The organism is Caballeronia temeraria (genome assembly GCF_001544795.2).
Classification (GTDB): Bacteria; Pseudomonadota; Gammaproteobacteria; order Burkholderiales; family Burkholderiaceae; genus Caballeronia; species Caballeronia temeraria.
The window spans coordinates 144,048-165,040 of the sequence record NZ_FCOI02000010.1 but is presented as its reverse complement, the minus strand read 5'-3'; the positions used below and the strand labels follow the sequence as shown (position 1 = coordinate 165,040).

At 63.2% G+C, this 20,993-nt stretch carries 18 protein-coding genes; 6 read left to right on the top strand and 12 right to left on the bottom strand.

The genetic code is table 11. The features are described 5' to 3' along the window. Positions 1-97 precede the first annotated feature (97 nt). Both AWB76_RS16840 and AWB76_RS16835 read left to right on the top strand, forming a co-directional pair. The gene (locus AWB76_RS16840; protein WP_061161261.1) at positions 98-724 is read left to right on the top strand and encodes a DUF47 domain-containing protein; all 627 of its coding nucleotides are present in this window, start codon (positions 98-100) and stop codon (positions 722-724) included. A gap of 112 nt (positions 725-836) precedes the next feature. Beyond that, positions 837-1,847, top strand: a complete 1,011-nt coding sequence (locus AWB76_RS16835; RefSeq protein WP_061161260.1) for an inorganic phosphate transporter — start codon at positions 837-839, stop codon at positions 1,845-1,847. A 39-nt stretch (positions 1,848-1,886) separates the two neighbouring features. Here AWB76_RS16835 and AWB76_RS16830 read toward each other — a convergent pair whose 3' ends face one another. From AWB76_RS16830 to AWB76_RS16775, 12 genes are all read right to left on the bottom strand, one after another. Then, positions 1,887-2,693, bottom strand: a complete 807-nt coding sequence (locus AWB76_RS16830; RefSeq protein WP_061161259.1) for an SDR family oxidoreductase — start codon at positions 2,691-2,693, stop codon at positions 1,887-1,889. A 57-nt stretch (positions 2,694-2,750) separates the two neighbouring features. Then, positions 2,751-3,641 carry a C40 family peptidase gene (locus AWB76_RS16825; RefSeq protein ID WP_061161258.1) on the bottom strand — a complete coding sequence of 297 codons (891 nt, stop codon included), beginning with the start codon at positions 3,639-3,641 and terminating at the stop codon, positions 2,751-2,753. A gap of 192 nt (positions 3,642-3,833) precedes the next feature. Further along, the gene (locus AWB76_RS16820) at positions 3,834-5,699 is read right to left on the bottom strand and encodes a PhoH family protein (RefSeq protein ID WP_061161257.1); all 1,866 of its coding nucleotides are present in this window, start codon (positions 5,697-5,699) and stop codon (positions 3,834-3,836) included. A gap of 397 nt (positions 5,700-6,096) precedes the next feature. After that, entirely contained in the window at positions 6,097-6,558 is a 462-nt protein-coding gene (locus AWB76_RS16815; RefSeq protein WP_061161256.1) for a peroxiredoxin, read from the bottom strand. A 72-nt stretch (positions 6,559-6,630) separates the two neighbouring features. Further along, entirely contained in the window at positions 6,631-7,527 is an 897-nt protein-coding gene (locus tag AWB76_RS16810) for a polysaccharide deacetylase family protein (protein WP_061161255.1), read from the bottom strand. 9 nt (positions 7,528-7,536) lie between these two features. Continuing rightward, on the bottom strand, positions 7,537-8,583 hold the full coding sequence (locus AWB76_RS16805) for a bifunctional UDP-4-keto-pentose/UDP-xylose synthase (protein WP_061161254.1): 1,047 nt from the start codon (positions 8,581-8,583) through the stop codon (positions 7,537-7,539). Next, positions 8,580-9,566 carry a formyltransferase gene (locus AWB76_RS16800; RefSeq protein ID WP_061161253.1) on the bottom strand — a complete coding sequence of 329 codons (987 nt, stop codon included), beginning with the start codon at positions 9,564-9,566 and terminating at the stop codon, positions 8,580-8,582. The genes AWB76_RS16805 and AWB76_RS16800 overlap by 4 nt, the downstream gene beginning before the upstream one ends. Beyond that, positions 9,563-10,600, bottom strand: a complete 1,038-nt coding sequence (locus AWB76_RS16795; RefSeq protein ID WP_061161252.1) for a glycosyltransferase — start codon at positions 10,598-10,600, stop codon at positions 9,563-9,565. Before AWB76_RS16795 ends, AWB76_RS16800 begins: the two co-directional genes overlap by 4 nt. A 29-nt stretch (positions 10,601-10,629) precedes the next feature. Further along, a complete protein-coding gene (locus AWB76_RS16790) occupies positions 10,630-11,787 on the bottom strand; it encodes a DegT/DnrJ/EryC1/StrS family aminotransferase (RefSeq protein ID WP_061161251.1) in 1,158 nt (385 codons plus the stop codon). A gap of 53 nt (positions 11,788-11,840) precedes the next feature. Next, positions 11,841-12,212, bottom strand: coding sequence for an SMR family transporter (locus tag AWB76_RS16785; RefSeq protein ID WP_061161250.1), 372 nt, complete (start codon positions 12,210-12,212; stop codon positions 11,841-11,843). A gap of 97 nt (positions 12,213-12,309) precedes the next feature. Then, a complete protein-coding gene (locus tag AWB76_RS16780) occupies positions 12,310-13,983 on the bottom strand; it encodes a glycosyltransferase family 39 protein (protein ID WP_061161249.1) in 1,674 nt (557 codons plus the stop codon). A gap of 303 nt (positions 13,984-14,286) precedes the next feature. Next, a complete protein-coding gene (locus AWB76_RS16775) occupies positions 14,287-14,673 on the bottom strand; it encodes an Mth938-like domain-containing protein (RefSeq protein ID WP_061161248.1) in 387 nt (128 codons plus the stop codon). 420 nt (positions 14,674-15,093) lie between these two features. On the opposite strand from AWB76_RS16775, the gene AWB76_RS16770 reads away from it, so the two are divergent. The 4 genes from AWB76_RS16770 to AWB76_RS16755 all read left to right on the top strand — a co-directional run bounded on the left by AWB76_RS16770 (position 15,094) and on the right by AWB76_RS16755 (position 20,927). After that, positions 15,094-16,332 (top strand): pyridoxal phosphate-dependent aminotransferase, encoded by a 1,239-nt coding sequence (locus AWB76_RS16770; RefSeq protein WP_096031314.1) that lies wholly within the window; start codon positions 15,094-15,096, stop codon positions 16,330-16,332. 25 nt (positions 16,333-16,357) lie between these two features. Further along, the gene (locus tag AWB76_RS16765) at positions 16,358-17,680 is read left to right on the top strand and encodes a homoserine dehydrogenase (RefSeq protein WP_061161247.1); all 1,323 of its coding nucleotides are present in this window, start codon (positions 16,358-16,360) and stop codon (positions 17,678-17,680) included. Positions 17,681-17,689: 9 nt separating this feature from the next. Next, complete coding sequence (gene thrC, locus AWB76_RS16760) at positions 17,690-19,135, top strand: threonine synthase (protein ID WP_061161246.1); 1,446 nt, start codon at positions 17,690-17,692, stop codon at positions 19,133-19,135. Between the two features lie 199 nt (positions 19,136-19,334). Next, positions 19,335-20,927, top strand: coding sequence for an ABC-F family ATPase (locus AWB76_RS16755; RefSeq protein ID WP_061161245.1), 1,593 nt, complete (start codon positions 19,335-19,337; stop codon positions 20,925-20,927). The last annotated feature ends 66 nt before the right edge of the window (positions 20,928-20,993 follow it).

Below are 20,993 nucleotides of genomic sequence, written 5' to 3'. Positions count from 1 at the left end.
CCGCGCGTCAGATGCGCGCGGTGCGCCGGCAAGTGCGCGCAGGTACAATATGTCAGTTTGATGTCTGACTCAGATTGACCCATTTATCGGGATTTTCATGTTCGGTCGTTTCATGCCCACCGAGGGCAAATTTTTCGAGATCTTCAACGCGCACGCAAAGTGCATGGTCGACGCGAGCCGCGAGCTCGAGCTGCTGATCGACAACCTCGACGAAGCCGAGGTTCACAAGCAGAACGTGCAGGCGAACGAAAAGCGCGCCGACAAGCTCACGCACGAGACCATCGACCTGCTGCACAAGACGTTCATCACGCCGCTCGACCGCGACGAAATTCACAAGCTCATCACGACGATGGACGACATCCTCGATCTGATGGAGGACGTCGCCACGGCCATTTCGCTGTACGACGTGCGTGCCGTGACGTCGGAAGCGAGCCAGCTCGCGCACATCTGCACGGGCACGGTCACGCGCGTGCAGAAGGCGGTCGAATTGCTGGCGGACATGAAGCGCGCGAGCGAGATCCTGAAGATTTGCGAGGAAATCGACCGTCTGGAGTCGGATGCCGACCGCGTGCTGCGCTCGGCCATGTCGAAACTCTTCCGCGAGGAAGACGACGTCAAGACGCTCATCAAGCTGAAGGCGATTTACGAGTTGCTCGAGACGATCACCGACAAGTGCGAAGACGTCGCGAACATCATCGAAGGCATCGTGCTGGAAAACGCCTGACCTAGCCGTCCGAGCCCCCGGCGCGCGGCAGGCCCGCGCGCGGCGGGACACGATCAAACCGGGACGACAAACCGGCATTGTTTTTCATGACCGGGCAAAACAACACCAACTGATGCATTCGATTCAACTCGCCATTTGGGCAGTCTCCTTGCTCGTCATCGTCGCGCTCGCGTTCGACTTCATGAACGGCTTTCACGACGCTGCCAATTCCATCGCCACGGTCGTCTCGACCGGCGTGCTGAAGCCGCAGCAGGCCGTCGCGTTTGCCGCCGCGTTCAACGTCATCGCGTATTTCATCTTTCACCTGAAAGTCGCCGCCACCGTTGGCAAAGGCACGATCGATCCGGGAATCGTCGATCACTACGTCATCTTCGGTGCGCTCGTCGGCGCGATCGGCTGGAACATCGTCACCTGGATCTACGGCATTCCCTCGAGTTCGTCGCACGCGCTCATCGGCGGCCTCGTCGGCGCGGCGCTCGCGAAGTCGGGCTGGGGATCGCTCAACTGGGACGGACTGCTGAAGACGGTCGCGTTCATTTTCATCTCGCCGCTGCTCGGCTTCGTGCTCGGCTCGTTCTTCATGCTGCTCGTGTCGTGGCTGTATTTCCGCACGCCGCCGTCCAAGGTCGACCGGCGTTTCCGCCGCATGCAGCTCGTCTCGGCGGGGCTGTATTCGCTCGGCCACGGCGGCAACGATGCACAGAAGACCATCGGCATCATCTGGATGCTGCTGATCGCGACCGGCTATGCGTCCGCCACCGCCGATGCGCCGCCGATCTGGGTGATCGGCCTGTGCTATCTGTCGATGGGTCTCGGCACGCTCTTCGGCGGCTGGCGCATCGTGCGCACGATGGGCCAGAAGATCACGAAGCTGAAGCCCGTCGGCGGATTTTGCGCGGAGACGGGCGGGGCGATCACGCTTTTCGTCGCGTCCTTCCTCGGCATTCCCGTGTCGACGACGCATACGATCACCGGCGCGATCGTCGGCGTTGGCGCGACGCAGAAGTTCAGCGCAGTGCGCTGGGGCGTCGCGGGCAATATCGTGTGGGCATGGATTCTGACCATTCCCGCATCCGCCGCGCTGGCGGCAGCCGGCTGGTGGATCGGCCACCGCTTCCTTTGATTCGTTCCGCCTGCGGGCTTGTTCCGGGCCCGCAGCGCGTCAGATGATCGGCGACGACACTCCGTCCATCGGAATGATCGCGCCCGACACGTAACTCGCGCGGCGGCTTGCCAGAAAGAGCGCCACGTCGGCGATTTCCTCCGGTTTCGCGTAACGTCCGAGCGGCACTTTGGCCTGGCTGTCGGCGAGCACCTGATCGCGCGTCACGCCTTGCCGCTGCGCCTCCAGTTCGAGCGCTTCCTCGACGCGCTCCGTGAGCGTCGCGCCGGGATTGATCGCGTTGATGCGGATGCCCAGTTTCGCGTAATGATGCGCGAGTCCGACGGTGTTGAGCATCAGCGCCGCATTGGCCGCGCCGCCCGCGATATGAATGTCAGTCGCGATCTTCCCGCCCATTCCCACGATATTGACGATCGCGCCAGGCTCGGCGTTCGGGTCGTTGCGAAGGCGCTCGGCCATGCGCTTCAGCACGACCTGCTGCGGATAGACGTAGGCGAAATACTTGGCGTCCATGGCGGCCTTGTAGGCGGCGGCATCGAGCGTATCGGGATCGTAGCGGCGGGCGGCGCCGGCGCTGTTGATGAGAATATCGATCGGTCCGAGCGCGGCGCTCGCTTCCTCGACGACATCCTCGGCGCTGTGCGCTTCGTGCAAATCCGCGCGCGCAAGATGCACGTGATAGCCGTCGCTCGCCAGTTGCTCCCGGGCGCGGGCGAGATTCGCGGCATCGCGCGAAACGATCGCGACCTTCGCGCCTTCGCTCGCGAACGCTTTGGCGCATGCGAATCCGATTCCCTTGCTGCCGCCGGTGATCAGGACGACCTTGCCCGCGAGTCCCAAGTCCATGGTGTTGCGCTCCGTCGAAGATGATCCGAACACGATAGCAGAGACGCGCAGCGCGCGTCAGTTCGTGCCGGTGGCGAAGCGGGCGATGGGATCGTCGTTCTGCGCGGGGCGGGGTGCGGCGAGCGAGCCGGTGGAGGCGCGCATGACGCGCACGGGCGGCTCGAAGGCGTCGGCGGCCGCCTGAATCGGATCGGACGATGCATTCATCGTCGCGACGCTCGGTGTCGTGGCGCCCGCGGCCCGGGCCTGACGTTGCGCCGCGTTGAGCGTCGAAGGCGGCGGCTCGAAGGCATCCGCGTTCGCCGGAGCGGGCGCGGGCGCGGGCTCAGGCACAGGCACAGGCACAGGCACAGGCGTCTGGACGGGAGCGGGCGACGCGATGTAGGTCGGCGCATCGAACGGCGCAGGCGCGGCTTTCGGCGGCGCGACGCGGCGGATGCCATCGAAACGCTTCGCCCAATACGGGTTCGTCAGATAGTCGAGCCGCACGGTGCCGCCCGTCGATGGCGCATTCACGAAGCGCAGCTTGCCGACATAGATGCCGACGTGCGAATGCGGCCGTCCGGTCGTATTGAAGAAGATCAGGTCGCCCGGCGCGATCTCATCCGGTTCGACGGATTCACCGCGCGAACTCATATCGGCGGTCGTGCGCGGCAGATTCACCGATGCCGCGCGGTCGACGACATATCGCACGAGCCCGCTGCAATCGAAGCCTGCATCGGGCGTGTTGCCGCCCCAGCGGTAGGGCACGCCGACGAGCGACATCGCCTGAATGGAGATTTCCTCGCGCCCGACACTGTGATCGACGAAATTCGGAAAGCCGGGCGAAGGACTGTAAGTGCGGTTGGCGCTCGTGCTGGCGGCGGGCTTGCGCGTGGCCTGCTGCGGCGCGGTTCCACACGCGGCGAGCAGCACGGTAACGAAAAGCGGTAGCCAGATTCGACGCATTGAAATAGACGAGCGAAAGCTCGCCCGGAAGGACAGTGTGCCGATACTAATCCGTGCCACGGGCGTGCGGCAAGATGTCTTGAGGATTTACATGAAGTTTCCGCTGTAAGTGTTGCCGCCGCGGAACGTTCAGATGAAAAAAAAGCCCGGCGGATCGTTCCGCCGGGCCGTTTCATCGCGATGATGCCGGGCCTACAGAATGTCCGACGCGTAATCGGCGAGACGCGAGCGCTCACCACGCGCGAGCGTCACATGGCCGCTGTGCGTCCAGCCCTTGAAGCGATCGACGACATACGTGAGACCCGAGCTGCCTTCCGTCAGATAAGGCGTGTCGATCTGCGCGATATTGCCAAGACAGATGATCTTCGTGCCCGGACCCGCGCGCGTGACGAGCGTTTTCATCTGCTTCGGCGTCAGATTTTGCGCCTCGTCGATGATCACGTACTTGTCGACGAACGTGCGGCCGCGCATGAAGTTCATGCTCTTCACCTTCAGGCGCGAACGGATCAGCTCCTGCGTCGCGGCGCGGCCCCATTCGCCGGCGGCGTCGTCGGTTTTCTGGAGGACTTCGAGGTTGTCGTCGAATGCGCCCATCCACGGCTGCATCTTCTCTTCCTCCGTGCCCGGCAGAAAACCGATGTCCTCGCCGACCGGAACCGTCGCGCGCGTCACGATGATCTCGTTGTAGCGCTTGTCGTCGAGCACTTGCGCGAGGCCGGCGGCGAGCGCCATCAGCGTCTTGCCGGTGCCGGCCTGACCGAGCAGCGTGACGAAATCGACTTCCGGATTCATCAACAGATTGAGGGCGAAATTCTGCTCGCGATTGCGCGCGGTGATGCCCCACACATTGTTCTTGTGATGACCGTAGTCGCGCAGCGTCTGCAGCAGCGCGGTCTTGCCGTTCAGCTCGCGCACGACCGCATGAAACGACGGCTCGCCGTTCTGCGGTTCGAGATAGACGAACTCGTTGACCAGCATCGACGGACACAGCGGCCCGGTCACGCGGTAATACGTCGTGCCGGTCTTGGTGTCCTGCCAGCTCTCCATGCCCTTCGCGTGCTTGGTCCAGAAGTCCTGCGGCAGCGCGCGCACGCCCGAGTAGAGCAGATCCTTGTCTTCCAGAACCTGATCGTTGAAGTAGTCTTCGGCGGGCAGGCCGAGCGCATGCGCCTTGATGCGCATGTTGATGTCTTTCGACACCAGCACGACCTGGCGATCCGGCCGTTCCTTCTGCAACGCGCGCACGACGCCGAGAATCTGGTTGTCCGCCTTGCCGACCGGCAAGCCTTCCACCGGCTCGATGTCCGTGAGCGTCGTCTGGAAGTAGAGACGGCCGAGCGCGTCGCGATTGCCTTGCGCGGCGAGCGGCAGGCCTTCGGCCATCTTGCTGGCATTGCCCGCGTGCGCGACGAGCGCATCGAGCGTGCGGCTCACCTGACGCGCGTTGCGCGCCACTTCCGACATGCCCTTCTTGTGGTTGTCGAGTTCTTCCAACGTCATCATCGGCAGATAGACGTCGTGTTCCTCGAAGCGGAAGAGCGAGCTCGGGTCGTGCATCAGCACATTGGTGTCGAGCACGAAAAGCTTGCGCAGTTCGGCTTCGGCCGCCGTGCCCTTGCGGCGTTTGTTCTGTGCGCGCGTGTCCCGCGCCGTGGCGGGCGCGGGTGCTTCGGTCGCGACGGGCGTTTCGGCGCGCTCGGAGCGGGCTTCGACAGGTTCCGGCGTGGCGCGCGCAGCCGGCGCGGGCTGCAGGAGCGCCGCGGTCTGTTTCGATTTTCGGCCGCGCACGGGCACGGTGCCCGGCGCAGGCGGCGGCACGACCGCTTCAACGTGCGGTTCGGCCGGAATCTGGGTCAGCACCTCGCTCGCGATCGAGCGCAGCGTGTGCGCCGCGTTCGTGGCGGGACGCTCGGCGGCGACGGTCTCGGCCGCGCCGTAGGCGTCGTCATCGCTCGCCGTAGCCTGTTTTTTCGACTGTTTCGAAGGCCGGGCTTTGGCCTTGTATTCTTCAGCCGGAAGGAGATGGCCGAGCTTGGTTGGGGCGGTAGGCAAAGGCATGGTGTTCCCTCGAAAGGAATCGGGTCGTGTATCGTGCGCCGCCTGTCGCATCCTGCTCGTACGCCCTCGAAGCGAACGGTTCCCGCAGTTTGCGCCCGGTGGCGCGCTTCGTTGTCGAAAACGCCGGTTCGCCTAAGTTTCGATCTGCTCCTTGGAGGTTGCGTGCAACACATCGCGCGCGAGCCGATCAACCGTGGCTTTTGTGCGACGCCAAATAAAAAAGCCGCCGTTCCGACTACCGGAACCAGCGGCTGACTTCAACTTCAGAGCGCCTTTCCCTTGCCGGCTCCACATAGCCCGGATCCATGCCGACCGTACCGGCGGGTACACGGCGGCTCGCGCTAAACGAAAGGAAATGGGGAGGACAGGCGCTCATTGCGAACCAATATAACGTGCCTCAAATCGCTTGTACAGCCTCGACGATCGCCGCTACGTGGCCTGGCACCTTGACGCCGCGGAACTCGCGCCGAAGCACGCCTTTCGCGTCGACGAGGAAGGTCGAGCGCTCCACGCCACGCACTTCCTTGCCATACATTTTCTTCATTTTGATGACATCGAAGAGCGAGCAGATGGCTTCGTCGCTATCGGAAACCAGTGTGTACGGCAGCTCCAGCTTCGCCTTGAAGTTGTCGTGCGATTTCACGCTGTCACGCGAAATCCCGACCACTTCCGCGCCGGCCGCTCTGAACTGATCGTAGTGGTCGCGAAACCCCAGGCTTTCGGTCGTGCAGCCCGGCGTGTTGTCCTTCGGGTAGAAGAAAAGCACGACTTTCCTGCCGCGCAAGGAGGACAGGGTGAACTCGCCACCCGTCGCGGGTGCGGTGAAATCGGGAACGGGCTGGTCGACTGCAACTGACACGTAGGTTTCTCCGGTTGTTCTGGTTTGTTGGTGAGAAAAACGGGGGCGATTCGCAAGCGGCCACGCGCCGCTTCAGCCCGGCTGGACGATGAGTTCGCCCGCGCGGCCCGGAATTTCGCCCCACGTCACAGGGTACGTGGGCAGCGACAAGCGGTCCAGCGTCGCATGGTAGTCGCCCATCGTGGCGAAGCTGTGTCCCTGCGCGCGCCAGCCGGCCAGCAGTTGCTCGAACACGGGCGCGAGCTTCTGGCCTTCGAGCTCGGCGTGCAGCGTGAACACCTGATCGTGCGGATTGTTCGCCGTGTGGCGCAGCACGTGCGCCGCGACATTGCTTTCGTCGACGCCGTCCACGCCGAGCACTTCGTCGAGCGTCGGCAGCGTGGTGGGCATCTGGATGTGATTCAGCGTGCGGCCATCGAGCACGGGGATGTACGGCGTGTGGCCGCGCCCGTCGGATGCGTAGCGCATGCCCCATGCGTCGATCTGTTCGAACGCGTAGCCGTTCATCTGCCAGCCGGCCGCGCCGTGCGTGACGGGCGGCCCGCCGAAAATCTCGATGAAACGCGCATGGCTCTGCTGCATCTGCGCGACGGTCCAGTCGCGATCGCGCCCGCGCACGTTGTCCTGCCAGTAGACGTGATCCCACGTATGGATGCCGCATTCGAAGCCGGCCTCGTGGATGGCGCGCATTTCCGACACCGCTTCCCGCCCGATGTCCGGCCCCGGCAGCAGCACGCCGTACATGAGCGTCTTCACGCCGTAGTGCTCGGCCACCGACGTGCGCGACACCTTCTTCAGAAAGCCCGGCCGGAAGACGCGCCGCAGCGCCCAGCCGGTGTGATCCGGGCCGAGGCTGAAGAGGAACGTCGCGCGGGCGCTGTACTTGTCGAGCAGACGCCCGAGGTTGGGCACGCCCTCGCGCGTGCCGCGCAGCGTATCGACGTCGATTTTCAGAACGATGCGGGCCACGCGCGCGCCTTACGCCTGTTCCACCAGCTTGCGGGCTTCGCCCACATGCCCGCGGTACGCTTCGAAGATCTTGCGCAGCGCGTCGTCCATGGTCGCTTGCGGCGCCCAGCCGAGTTCCTGCATCGTGTTGTCGATCTTCGGCACGCGGTTCTGCACGTCCTGATAGCCGTTGCCGTAGTACGCACCCGACGACGTCTCGACGAGCTGCACGTTCTTCGCGCTGTCCGAATACTCGGGGAACTCGTTCGCGAGCGCGAGCATCTTGTTCGCGAGTTCGCGCACCGAGAAGTTGTTTGTCGGATTGCCGATGTTGTAGATCTTGCCCGACGCCACGCCGCCCTTGTTCTCGATGATCTTCATCAGCGCGCCGATGCCGTCGTCGATGTCGGTGAAGGCGCGCTTTTGAGCGCCGCCGTCGACGAGACTGATGTTCTCGCCGCGCACGATGTGCCCGAGGAACTGCGTCACGACGCGCGACGAACCTTCCTTCGGCGTGTAGATCGAGTCGAGGCCCGGTCCGATCCAGTTGAACGGACGGAAGAGGGTGAAGTTCAGCCCCTCCATGCCGTAGCCCCAGATCACGCGGTCCATGAGCTGCTTCGAGCACGCGTAGATCCAGCGTGGCTTGTTGATCGGACCGTACGAGAGCACGGAGTTTTCCGGATCGAACTGCTCGTCGGTGCACATGCCGTACACCTCGGACGTCGACGGAAACACCAGATGCTTGCCGTACTTCACGGCCGAGCGGACGATCGGCAGGTTCGCTTCGAAGTCCAGCTCGAACACGCGCAGCGGCTGCTTCACGTAGGTGGCGGGCGTGGCGATCGCGACGAGCGGCAGGATCACGTCGCACTTCTTCACGTGATACTCGACCCACTCCTTGTTGATCGTGATGTCGCCTTCGAAGAAATGCATCCGCTCGTGATTCGCGAGGTCGCCCAGGCGGTCGGTTTGCATGTCCATCCCGAAGACTTCCCAGTCGGTGGTTTCGAGGATGCGCTTGGACAGGTGATGGCCGATAAAGCCGTTGACACCCAGGATCAGAACTTTTTTCATGAATGACGAGAGGATTGAATGATTCGGCCGAATTCGGCGGGATCGACGGTGCGTTCTTCGCCCGACGGTTGCGCGCCGGCGTTCAGTGGCCGATGACGCAATTCGTGGATGGCGATGACGCGGCCATCGCCGCAGACGCCAAACAGCGCATTATCCGCCACCCTTAGGCCCGGGGGCAAACCCCGCAACTCACGGAGTCTTTCGGGGGATACGCCCGGCGCGCCCGTTTCGGGCACGAGCCGCGCCCGCGCGACGATGAAACGATCCGCGCCGATATCCGTGAAAGCGCCCGGATAAGGCGGCGCGACCGCGCGAATCAGGTTATAGACACGTTGAGCGGGCTGCGACCAGTCGATGCGGCCATCTTCCGGCTTGCGTCCGCCGTAATAGCTGCCCGACGCGAGGTCGTTCGGCAGATGCGGCGCTTCGCCCGCGAGCAAGGCGGGCAGCACGCGCCAGAGCGTCTGCTCGGCGGCGACGACGGTCTTGTCGAAGACTTGCGCCGCGGTGTCGTCGGGGAGAATGGGCACTGGCGTTTGCGCGAGGATCGCGCCTGCGTCGGGCTTCTCCAGCATTTCATGCAGCGTCGCGCCGGCTTCGGTCTCGCCGTTGATCACGGCCCAGTTCGTCGGCACGCGGCCGCGATACTTCGGCAGGAGCGAGCCATGCATGTTGTACGCGCCGCGCCGCGCGAGCGAGAGCAGCGAGACCGGCAGCATGTTCCGGTAGTAGAACGAGAAGATGAAGTCCGGCGCGATCTTTTCGACGATATCGAACAGTTCGGGCGACTTCGGATCGGCGGGCGTGATCGTGTCGATGCCGTGTTCCGCCGCGACCTGCGCGACGCTGCCGAACCAGATGTTCTCGCTCGCGCTGTCTTCGTGCGTGACGACGAGCGCGACATCGACGCCGCGCGCGAGCAGCACCTGCAGGCAGCGCACGCCGACATTGTGGTAGGCGAAGACGACTGCGCGCGGTTTCATCGGCCGCCTTCCTCACGCGTGACGGCAACCACCTGCTGAACGGCATCCTGCAGCGGCTTGGCCGCGACCGACACGCCGTCGCGCTGTTCGAGAATGGTCTGCACGAGATAACGCGGCCGCGCACGCACCTGCTGATAGATCCGCCCGATGTATTCGCCGAGCAGCCCGAGCGCGAAGATGATTACGCCGAGCATGAAGAACGTGATGGCGAAGAGGGTGAACACACCCTGGACTTCCGCGCCGAACATGAAGCGGCGAATCAACAGCAGCAGGAACAGGCCCGCCGAGCCGACCGACAGAATCACGCCGATGAACGACAGCCATTGCAGCGGCACCACCGAAAAGCCGGTGACGAGATCGAAATTCAGGCGGATGAGGCTATAGAGCGAGTACTTTGATTCGCCCGCGAAACGCTCTTCGTGGGCGACATCGACTTCGATCGGGTTCTGCGCGAAGGTGTACGCGAGCGCCGGAATGAAGGTGTTGATTTCGCCGCAGCGATTGATCGTATCGATGATATGGCGGCTGTACGCGCGCAGCATGCAGCCCTGGTCCGTCATGCGAATCTTGGTGATGCGCTCGCGCAGACGGTTCATCGCGCGCGACGCCTTCTTGCGCCACAGGCTGTCCTGCCGTTGCTGACGAATGGTGCCGACATAGTCGTACCCCTCGCGCATCTTTTCGACGAGCTTGCCGATTTCCTCGGGCGGATTCTGCAGGTCGGCATCGAGCGTGACGACGATCTCGCCGCGCGATTGCTCGAAGCCCGCGAGAATCGCCATGTGCTGGCCGTAATTGCCGTTGAGCAGAATGACGCGCGTGGTGTCGGGCCGCGCGTGGAATTGCTGCGCGAGCAGCGCGGCGGATTTGTCGCGGCTGCCGTCGTTGATGAAGATCACCTCATACGACGTGCCGAGCGCGTCGAGCGCCGGATAGAGGCGCTGAAAGAGGGCGGCGAGGCCGTCCTCCTCGTTGTACACCGGGATGATCACCGAAAGCTCGGGGGACGTCGCCGGAAAATCGAAATGACTCATGTTGCGCTGATTGTCCTTGATGGTCCGTGTTACCCGTTGTGTCCGAACTGCTCGCAGATGTCGTCGATGGACTTGACGACGTGCGTCACGTCTTCGGCGCTCATGCCCGGAAAGAGCGGCAGCGTCACGTTCGACGCGCCGTAGCGCTCCGCATGCGGGAACATGCCTTCCTTGAATCCGCGCGCGCGATACAGCGTGAACAGGTGCAGCGCCGGATAGTGCACGCCGCTTCCGACGTTGCGCTCCTTCAGTTGCGCCATGAATTCCGCGCGCGTGAGCTTGAGCTTTTCCAGCGGCAGCGCGATCTGGAACATGTGCCAGTTGTGATCGGTGAAGTTCTGAATTGGCAGACCTACGCCGAGCGCGACCGCCGCGCTGCCTTCGAAGGCATCGAAATAGAGGCGCGCAAGCTCACGACGCTGCTGCGTGAGGCTTTCGACGCGCCGCAGCGAGCCGAGCCCCACGCGTGCCGCGACGTCCGTCAGGTTGTACTTGCCGCCGAGCACGTCGCAGTCCATGCCGTCGAAGCCGGTGCGCGTGATGCCCTGCAAACGATATTTGCGCGCGAGTTCCGCCTCGTCCTCGTTGTTCATGACGAGCGCGCCGCCTTCGATCGACGTCACGTTCTTGTTCGCGTGGAAGCTGAACGACACGATGTCGCCGATCGCGCCGATGCGCTCGCCTTTCCAGCTCGAGCCGAACGCCTGCGCGGCGTCCTCGATCACGCGCAGCTTGTGGGCGCGCGCAATCTCGTAGAGCTTGTCCATGTCGACGGGCAGGCCCGCCAGATACACCGGCATGATCGCCTTCGTGCGCGGCGTGATCGCGCGTTCGAGCAGGTTCAGGTCGATGTTGCGCGTGACCGGATCGATATCGACGAACACCGGCGTCGCGCCGACTTCGAGGATTACGTTCGCCGTCGAGACCCAGGTCATCGGCGTGGTGATGACTTCATCGCCGGGACCGACGCCCGCGATGCGCAAGCCAATTTCCATCGTGCAGGTGCCCGAGTTGAACGCGCGCACCGGGCGGCCGCCCACGTAGGCCGACAACTCGGCCTCGAACTGCTGATTCTGCGGCCCGGTCGTGATCCAGCCCGAGCGCAGCACGTCGACGACGCCCTGAATGGTTTCTTCGTCGATGTCGGGCTTCACGAAAGGCAAAAACGGCCGCGTTGTTTGAGTCATGGACTATGCGTTTAAGAAAATGAATGGATCCGGGCGATGCCTCGCTGGGCGCGTCAGCCGCGCGCGAGCACCACGACGCCGATCAGAATGATGCCGATACCGATGAGCCGCTGCATCGACATCACTTCGCCGAACAGATACCACGCGGCGAACGCGTTGACGACGTAGCCGAGCGAGAGCATCGGATAGGCGATCGACACGTCCACGCGCGACAGCCCGACGATCCACACGACGACGCTCAGCACATAACACGCGAGCCCGCCGATGATGGGCCACTGCGTCGCGATCTTGATGCCGACCGGCAGAATGTTGGCGGGCGTCATGTCGAAATGGCCCACCGCGTTCACGCCGGCTTTGAGCAGAAGCTGGGCGCATGCGTTCAACGATACGCCGATGACGATGCAAATAAAGGAAATCGGGTTCATCGCGCGTTTTTCAAATGCGGAACAAGGATACTCGGTTCAGGGCGAAATGCCGAACGATCGTGCAGTGCAGCATCGCTCGCGAGAGAAAAAACCGCGCTCACGGCTGCGGTTTCTCCACGATCACGCGGCGCTCGTCGCGGGCGATCACCTGCATGGGCACGTGGCGTGCCATGAGTTCGTCGTAGCGGCCGGGCGGCATCAGCGCGAGCGCGTAGCGTTCCGAATCCCACACCTTGACCCATTCGTCGATGCTCGGCACCCATTTTTGCGGCTCGGTCTGCACGCCGAAGGTCAGCTCGTCCGCTTCGCCGACCATGATCATCGTATGGCCGAGGTAGAAGGGCATCGTGTGGTCGAGCTTCGCGATCGAATAGAAGGGCGTGTCGGGCGGCAGCTTGGCCATCGCGGCCTTCACGGCGGGAACGAGCTGCACGCCGGAACTCTGCGTGCCGAAGACGTCGTGGCCCGAGCCCGCGATCGTGCCGAGCAGCAGCCACGCCGCGCCCAGTCCGGCCGCGCCCGCGAGCACGCTGCGCCGGTTCAGCCAGAGCGCGAATATCGTCACGGCGAACGCGACGGCGAGCCCCGCGTACACCCAGATCTGGAATTCGCGATAGAGCGCATTCGGCGTATTGGCGCTGCCAGCGCGGCCAAGGAAGATCGCGCCGAACGCCGCGGCGATCAGAAACACCGCATAGCCGATCAGATGCATGCGGTACTGCGTCTTCGTCAGCGACGGCAAATAGAGCCCGATCACGAGCGCAAGCGCCGGGGCGATCGGCAGCACGTAGGAAATGAGCTTCGAATGCGACGCGCTGAAGAACAGGAAGATGAACGCCGACCAGATCAGCAGCATCGTGACGGGCGCGAAGCCGTTGGGCTGGCGCGGCGTTTTCAGTCCGTGGCGCACGCTCTGAAAGGCGATCGACAGCCACGGCAGGAAACCCACGATCAACACGGGCACGAAATAGTAGAACGCGCCGGGGCGGTTCTGCTCGGGCGTCAGGTAGCGCTTGAACTGCTGGACGATGAAGAAGAAGTTGAAGAACTCGGGGTTCTTCATCTGCACGAGCGCGAACCAGGGGCCGGTCACGATCAGGAACACGATCAGCCCGCTGCCGATATAGAGCCGCTTCCACAACGCCCAATCGCGCGATACGAGCGAATAGAGGACGAGGACCGCGCCCGGCAGGATCAGGCCGACGAGACCTTTCGACAGCACGGCGGCGCCCATTCCGGCCCAGCAGAGCCACATCCAGAGGCGCACTTCGCGCGTCGGCAGGCCGGGGCGCTGGGCGAGCAGGAGCGCGCAGAGCGTGAGCTGCATCCAGAACGACAGGCCCATGTCGAGCGTGTTGAAGTGGCCCATCAGGTTCCAGTACGGGCACGTCGCGAGGATGACCGCGGCGGCGAAGCCCGTCACGGCGTTGAACACGCGCGTGCCGGTATAGCCGACGAGCAGCACGCCCGCGAAGCCCGTGAGCGCCGTATAGAGCCGCGCCTGCCATTCTCCGATGCCGAACCACGCGAATGTGAGCGCGTTCGCCCAGGTTTGCAACGGCGGCTTCTCGAAATACTTGTAGCCGTTGTAGCGCGGCGTGATCCAGTCGCCGGTCACGAACATCTCGCGCGCCATTTCGGCGTAGCGGCCTTCATCGCTCGGCACGAGATGGCGATACCCGAGCGGCGCGAACCAGATGATCGCGAGCGCGAGAAGGAGAAGAATGAGCGAAAGACGCGTGAGCGGTAGCCGGGTAGGCGTATCGTTCATGAAGTCGACCTGTCCGATGCCGCGATGTGCGGCGCTAGTGAAACGAATTGGGTGGCGGATACGTGCTGGGCGAGACTGCAGCTTCTGCATGCACGTTCGGGCCGATGAGCGCCGCGAATCCCTCCCGGCGATCACCCGATCGATGCGTTCGCGCCGCGCCCCGCATCCTGTAAAGACGGATGCCGGGCGGGAGTGTAGCGCACGCCCGGCTGCCTCCCGTCAAATTTGATCCCGCGCCAGACGCCGGCTCGCGCCTTTATCGGACGGGCGGCAGGAGTCTGCCAGCGCTTCCTTAGTGTTTCCTTAGCGCTTCGCCGGCTCTTCGATCAAGAGCGCGGCGGCGACCCGCCGGCCTTCGGACATCAATATGTTGTACGTGCGGCAGGCCGCGCCGAAATCCATCGTCTCGACGCCGATACGGTGCTTCGCCAGTTGCGCCGTGAGGCGCGGATGCGGAAAACGCAGCCGCGATCCGCTGCCGAAAATGACGACTTCTGGCGCCGCCTCGACGAGCGCGTCGAAATGCTCCGGCGTGAGCGCCTCGAACGACGACACCGGCCACGCCGCAACCGGCGTCTCGGGCATGACGATCACGCTGCTTTCGTGCCTTTGGAGATTGATCGCCACGAATCCGTCTCCGTAGCTCGTGATGGTGTTGAGCGCGCTATTGGAATCCTGGTGCAGTTTCAAAACAATGATCCGGCAAGGAATAGTGGAAAAGGTCCGTCAGGCGCAGGTGCAACGCCGTTTGCGCCCCTTTCGGCGCATTCGATTGGTGCATTGCGGAACTGGGCCATAATCAGTAAATTATAACTTTTCGGCTGCCGGGCTCGCTCGTGCGCCGCCCGTTGCGCTTGCGTGCCGCCACAAGCCGCCGCCGGCACGCAATCCGGTCCGCATCGCCCGTGCCTTACCTGGCGCGGCGTCTAAAATGCATCGTTCGGTGCTCGGGAAAGTGCGAGCCGTCCGGGCGAGCCGCTTCACCCTTTGGTTTTTCGCACCACGCCCGTACGCTTTCCGCGCGCCAGGCTGGCTGTCTGCAAAACCGAGCCGCACCTGACCGACATCCGGAAACCAGTCCGCATTCACACCAGACACAGAGCGCCAGTCGTGAAACCGATTCTCAAATCCAACAAGCTGCAAAACGTCTGTTACGACATTCGCGGGCCCGTGCTCGAACACGCGAAGCGCCTCGAAGAGGAAGGGCATCGCATCATCAAGCTGAATATCGGCAATCTGGCCCCGTTCGGCTTCGAAGCGCCGGACGAGATCATTCAGGACATGATCCGCAACCTGCCGGGTTCGTCGGGCTATTCGGATTCGAAGGGTGTGTTCGCTGCGCGCAAGGCGATCATGCATTACACGCAGCAAAAGGGCGTGACGGGCGTCGAACTGGACGATATCTACATCGGCAACGGGGCGTCCGAGCTGATCGTCATGGCGATGCAGGCGCTCCTGAACGACGGCGACGAAGTGCTGCTGCCGGCGCCGGACTATCCGCTCTGGACGGCTGCGGTGAGCCTGTCGTCGGGCACGCCGCGCCACTACATGTGCGACGAGAGCAACGGCTGGATGCCCGATCTCGACGACATCCGCGCGAAGATCACGCCGAATACCAAGGCGCTCGTCGTCATCAACCCGAACAATCCGACCGGCGCGCTGTACTCTGACGACCTGCTGCGCGAACTGATCGCGATCGCGCGCGAGCACGGCCTGATCATTTTCGCCGACGAGGTCTACGACAAGATCGTCTACGACGGCCAGACGCATACGGCAATGGCCGCCCTGTCCGAAGACGTCATCACGGTTACGTTCAACAGTCTCTCGAAAAGTTACCGCTCGTGCGGTTATCGCGCGGGCTGGATGGCGATTTCCGGGCTGATCGAAGAGAACCGCCGCCGCGCGAAGGATTATCTCGAAGGTCTCGGCATTCTCGCGTCGATGCGCCTGTGCCCGAACGTGCCCGGCCAGTACGCAATCCAAACGGCGCTCGGCGGCTATCAGAGCATCAACGACCTGATCTTGCCGGGCGGGCGTCTCTTCAAGCAGCGCGAGCTCGCGTACGACATGCTCACGGCGATTCCGGGCGTGACCTGCGTGAAGCCGCAAGCCGCGCTGTACATGTTCCCGAAGCTCGATCCGAAGATGTACCCGATCCAGGACGACCAGCAGTTCATCACCGACCTGCTGCTCGAAGAGCGCGTGCTGCTCGTGCAGGGCACGGGCTTCAACTGGCCGACGCCGGATCACTTCCGCGTGGTTTTCCTGCCGAACGTCGACGATCTCGCGGATTCGATCAATCGCATCGCGCGCTTCCTCGACGGCTATCGAAAACGGCATTCCGCTTAATCTCTCTTTTAAAGACTCGCGCTGCATGGAACCGATCAAAGTAGGACTTTTGGGCTTCGGCACGGTGGGCAGCGGCACCTTCACGGTGCTGCGCCGTAACCAGGAAGAAATCAAACGACGTGCGGGACGCGGCATCGAAATCGCGCGCGTCGCGGTGCGCACGCCGGCGAAGGCCGAAGCCGCGAAGCAGGCAGGCATCGCGCTGACGGGCGACTTCAACGCGGTCGTCGACGATCCTTCCATCGACATCGTGTGCGAAATGATCGGCGGCACGGGTTTCGCGCGCGAGCTGGTGCTGCGCGCGATCGCGAACGGCAAGCATGTCGTGACGGCCAACAAGGCGCTGCTCGCGGTCCACGGCACGGAGATTTTCGAGGCCGCGCGCGCGAAGGGCGTGATGGTCGCGTTCGAAGCGGCGGTGGCGGGCGGCATCCCCATCATCAAGGCGCTGCGCGAAGGGCTGACGGCGAACCGCATCGAGTACATCGCGGGCATCATCAACGGCACGACGAACTACATTCTCTCGGAGATGCGCGACCGCGGGCTCGACTTCGCGACCGCGCTGAAAGCCGCGCAGGAGCTCGGTTACGCCGAAGCCGATCCGACCTTCGACATCGAAGGCGTCGACGCGGCGCACAAGGTCACGATCATGAGCGCGATCGCGTTCGGCGTGCCGGTGCAGTTCGATCGCGCGTATGTGGAAGGCATCAGCAAGCTTGCCGCGATCGACATTCGTTACGCGGAAGACTTGGGTTATCGCATCAAGCTGCTCGGTATCGCGCGGCGGTCGGAGAAGGGCATCGAGTTGCGCACGCATCCGACGCTGATTCCCGCCAAGCGCCTGCTCGCGAACGTGGAAGGCGCGATGAACGCGGTCGTCGTGCACGGCGACGCGGTCGGCACCACGCTGTACTACGGCAAGGGCGCGGGCGCGGAGCCCACGGCTTCGGCCGTGGTCGCGGATCTCGTCGACGTGACGCGCCTACATACGGCCGATCCGGAACACCGCGTACCGCATCTGGCGTTCCAGCCGGACAGTCTCTCGAACACGCCCATTTTGCCGATCGACGAAGTGACGAGCGGCTACTACCTGCGTCTGCGCGTCGCGGACGTGACGGGCGTGCTCGCGAACATCACGCGCATTCTCGCGGACAAGGGCATTTCCATCGACGCCTTGCTGCAGAAGGAATCGGAAGAAGTCGACGGCGCGAACAAGGGCGAGACGGACATCATCCTCATCACGCACGAGACGCTGGAAAAGAACGTGAACGCGGCGATCGGGCAGATCGAGGCGCTGTCCACGGTCGTCTCGAAGGTGACGAAGCTGCGCATGGAAGCGCTCAACTAAGGACGCACGATGAACTACATTTCGACGCGCGGCGCCGGCACGAACGAGCGCCACACGTTCTCCGATATCCTGCTGGGCGGCCTCGCCAAAGACGGCGGCCTCTATCTGCCGGCGGAATATCCAAAAGTCAGCGCCGATGAACTCGCGCACTGGCGCACGCTGTCGTACGCGGACCTGGCGTTCGAAGTGCTGTCGAAGTTCAGCGACGACATTCCCGCCGAGGACCTGCGCTCGCTCACGCGCAAGACCTACACGGCGCAGGTGTACAGCAACGTGCGCCACGAAGAGAGCGCGGTGCAGATCACGCCTTTGAAGACGCTCGGCGAGGAAAACGGCACGACGATCTCGCTGCTGGAACTGTCGAACGGTCCGACGCTCGCCTTCAAGGACATGGCGATGCAACTGCTCGGCAATCTGTTCGAGTACGCGCTGGAGAAGCACGGCGAGACGCTGAACATTCTCGGCGCGACCTCGGGCGACACCGGCAGCGCCGCCGAATACGCGATGCGCGGCAAGACCGGCGTGCGCGTGTTCATGCTTTCGCCGCACAAGAAGATGAGCGCGTTCCAGACCGCGCAGATGTTCTCGCTGCAAGATCCGAACATCTTCAATCTGGCGGTCGAGGGCAACTTCGACAACTGCCAGGACATCGTCAAGGCCGTCTCGAACGATCACGCGTACAAGGCGAAGCACAAGATCGGCACGGTCAATTCGATCAACTGGGCGCGCGTCGTCGCGCAAGTCGTGTACTACTTCAAGGGCTATTTCGCCGCGACGAAGAGCAACGACGAACGCGTGTCGTTCACGGTGCCCTCGGGCAACTTCGGCAACGTGTGCGCGGGACATATCGCGCGCATGATGGGCTTGCCGATCGATCAGCTCGTCGTCGCGACCAACGAGAACGACGTGCTCGACGAGTTCTTCAAGACGGGCGTGTATCGCGTGCGCGGCGCGGCGGAGACGTATCACACGACCAGCCCGAGCATGGATATTTCGAAGGCGTCGAATTTCGAGCGCTTCGTGTACGACCTGCTCGGCCGCGATCCGGCGCGCGTGCTGCAACTGTTCCGCGACGTCGAAGAGAAGGGCGGCTTCGACCTCGCCGCGAGCGGCGACTTCGCGCGCGTGAAGGAGTTCGGGTTCGTGTCGGGCAAGAGCGATCACGACGACCGCGTGAAGACCATCCGCGACGTGTTCGAGCGCTATCACACGATGATCGACACGCACACCGCCGACGGCGTGAAGGTCGCGCGCGAAAATCTGAAGCCCGGCGTGCCGATGATCGTTCTGGAAACCGCGCAGCCGATCAAGTTCGGCGAGACGATCCGCGAGGCGCTCAATCGCGAGCCGGAGCGGCCGTCGGCGTTCGTGGGGCTTGAAAAACTGCCACAAAGGTTCGATATCGTCTCTGCCGATGCAGGCGTGGTGAAGGCGTTTATCGCCGAGCGCACGTAACGCGAGCGGCGCGGCCGCCGCGGGCGGCTCGGCGCTTTACGCACGGGGTGTGGCTTCATCGCCGCGCCCCGTTTTTCATGATGCGGCACCAAATTGCGCCGGAGTGAGAAGCGCGCAAAGGGCCCAGCGAGGGCAAAACCCTGCCAAAAGCTGCTAAAATCTTAGGTTTTTCGTCGTACCCCATTCAAAAGGACGCGCCGTGCTGTCTACCGCCAATATCACCATGCAATTCGGGCCCAAGCCCCTCTTCGAGAACATCTCGGTCAAGTTCGGCGAAGGCAACCGCTATGGCTTGATCGGCGCGAACGGCTGCGGCAAGTCGACTTTCATGAAGATCCTCGGCGGCGATCTGGAGCCGAGCTCCGGCAACGTCATGCTCGAGCCGAACATCCGTCTCGGCAAGCTGCGTCAGGATCAGTTCGCGTACGAAGACATGCGTGTGCTCGACGTCGTCATGATGGGCCACACCGAAATGTGGGCCGCGATGACCGAGCGCGACGCGATCTACGCGAACCCGGACGCGACCGACGACGACTACATGCGCGCCGCCGACCTCGAAGCCAAGTTCGCCGAATACGACGGCTACACGGCCGAAGCCCGCGCAGGCGAGTTGCTGCTGGGCATCGGCATCGACATCAACGATCACAACGGTCCGATGAGCAACGTGGCGCCCGGCTGGAAGCTGCGCGTGCTGCTCGCCCAGGCGCTGTTCTCGAAGCCGGACGTCCTGCTGCTCGACGAACCGACCAACAACCTCGACATCAACTCGATCCGTTGGCTGGAAGACGTGCTCAACCAGTACAACTCGACGATGATCATCATCTCCCACGATCGTCACTTCCTGAACCAGGTCTGCACGCACATGGCGGACATGGACTACGGCACGCTGAAGGTCTGGCCGGGCAATTACGACGACTACATGCTGGCGTCGACGCAGGCGCGCGAGCGTCAGCAGGCCGCGAACCAGAAGGCGAAGGAACGCGTGGCGGATCTGCAGGACTTCGTGCGCCGCTTCTCGGCGAACAAGTCGAAGGCGCGTCAGGCAACGAGCCGCCTGAAGATGATCGACAAGATCAAGATCGAGGAATTCAAGCCGTCGTCGCGTCAGAACCCGTTTATCCGCTTCGAGTACGAAAAGAAGCTGCACAACATCGCGGTGGTCGCGGAAGACATCACGAAGAAGTACGACCGGACGATCTTCCAGAACTTCAGCCTGTCGGTTCAGCCGGGCGAGCGTATCGCGATCATCGGCGAGAACGGCGCGGGCAAGACGACGCTGCTCAAGTCGCTCAAGGGCGCGCTGGAGCTGGATCACGGCACGGTGAAGTGGGCGGAGAACGCGAACGTCGGTTACATGCCGCAGGACACGTACGAAGAGTTTCCGAAGGACGAGACGCTGACCGAGTGGATCGACCAATACCGCAAGGAAGGCGACGACGAGCAGATGATGCGCGGCACGCTCGGCCGTCTGCTGTTCAACGCGGACGACATCAAGAAGAACGTGAAGGTGCTGTCGGGCGGCGAGAAGGGCCGCATGATCTGGGGCAAGCTGATGCTCGGCCGCCACAACGTGCTGCTGATGGACGAGCCGACGAACCACATGGACATGGAGTCGATCGAATCGCTGCAGATCGCGCTGGAGAAGTTCGAAGGCACGCTGATCTTCGTGTCGCACGACCGCGAATTCGTGAGCGGGCTGGCGAATCGCATCATTGAAGTGAAGACCGATGGCACGCTGCGTGACTTCGGCGGGAATTACGAGGATTTCCTGTCGAGCCAGGGCATTCAGTAATCTGCCGCCTCGCACATGCTGCAAAAGAACGGCCCGTCTCGAAAGAGCGGGCCGTTTTTGTATTGC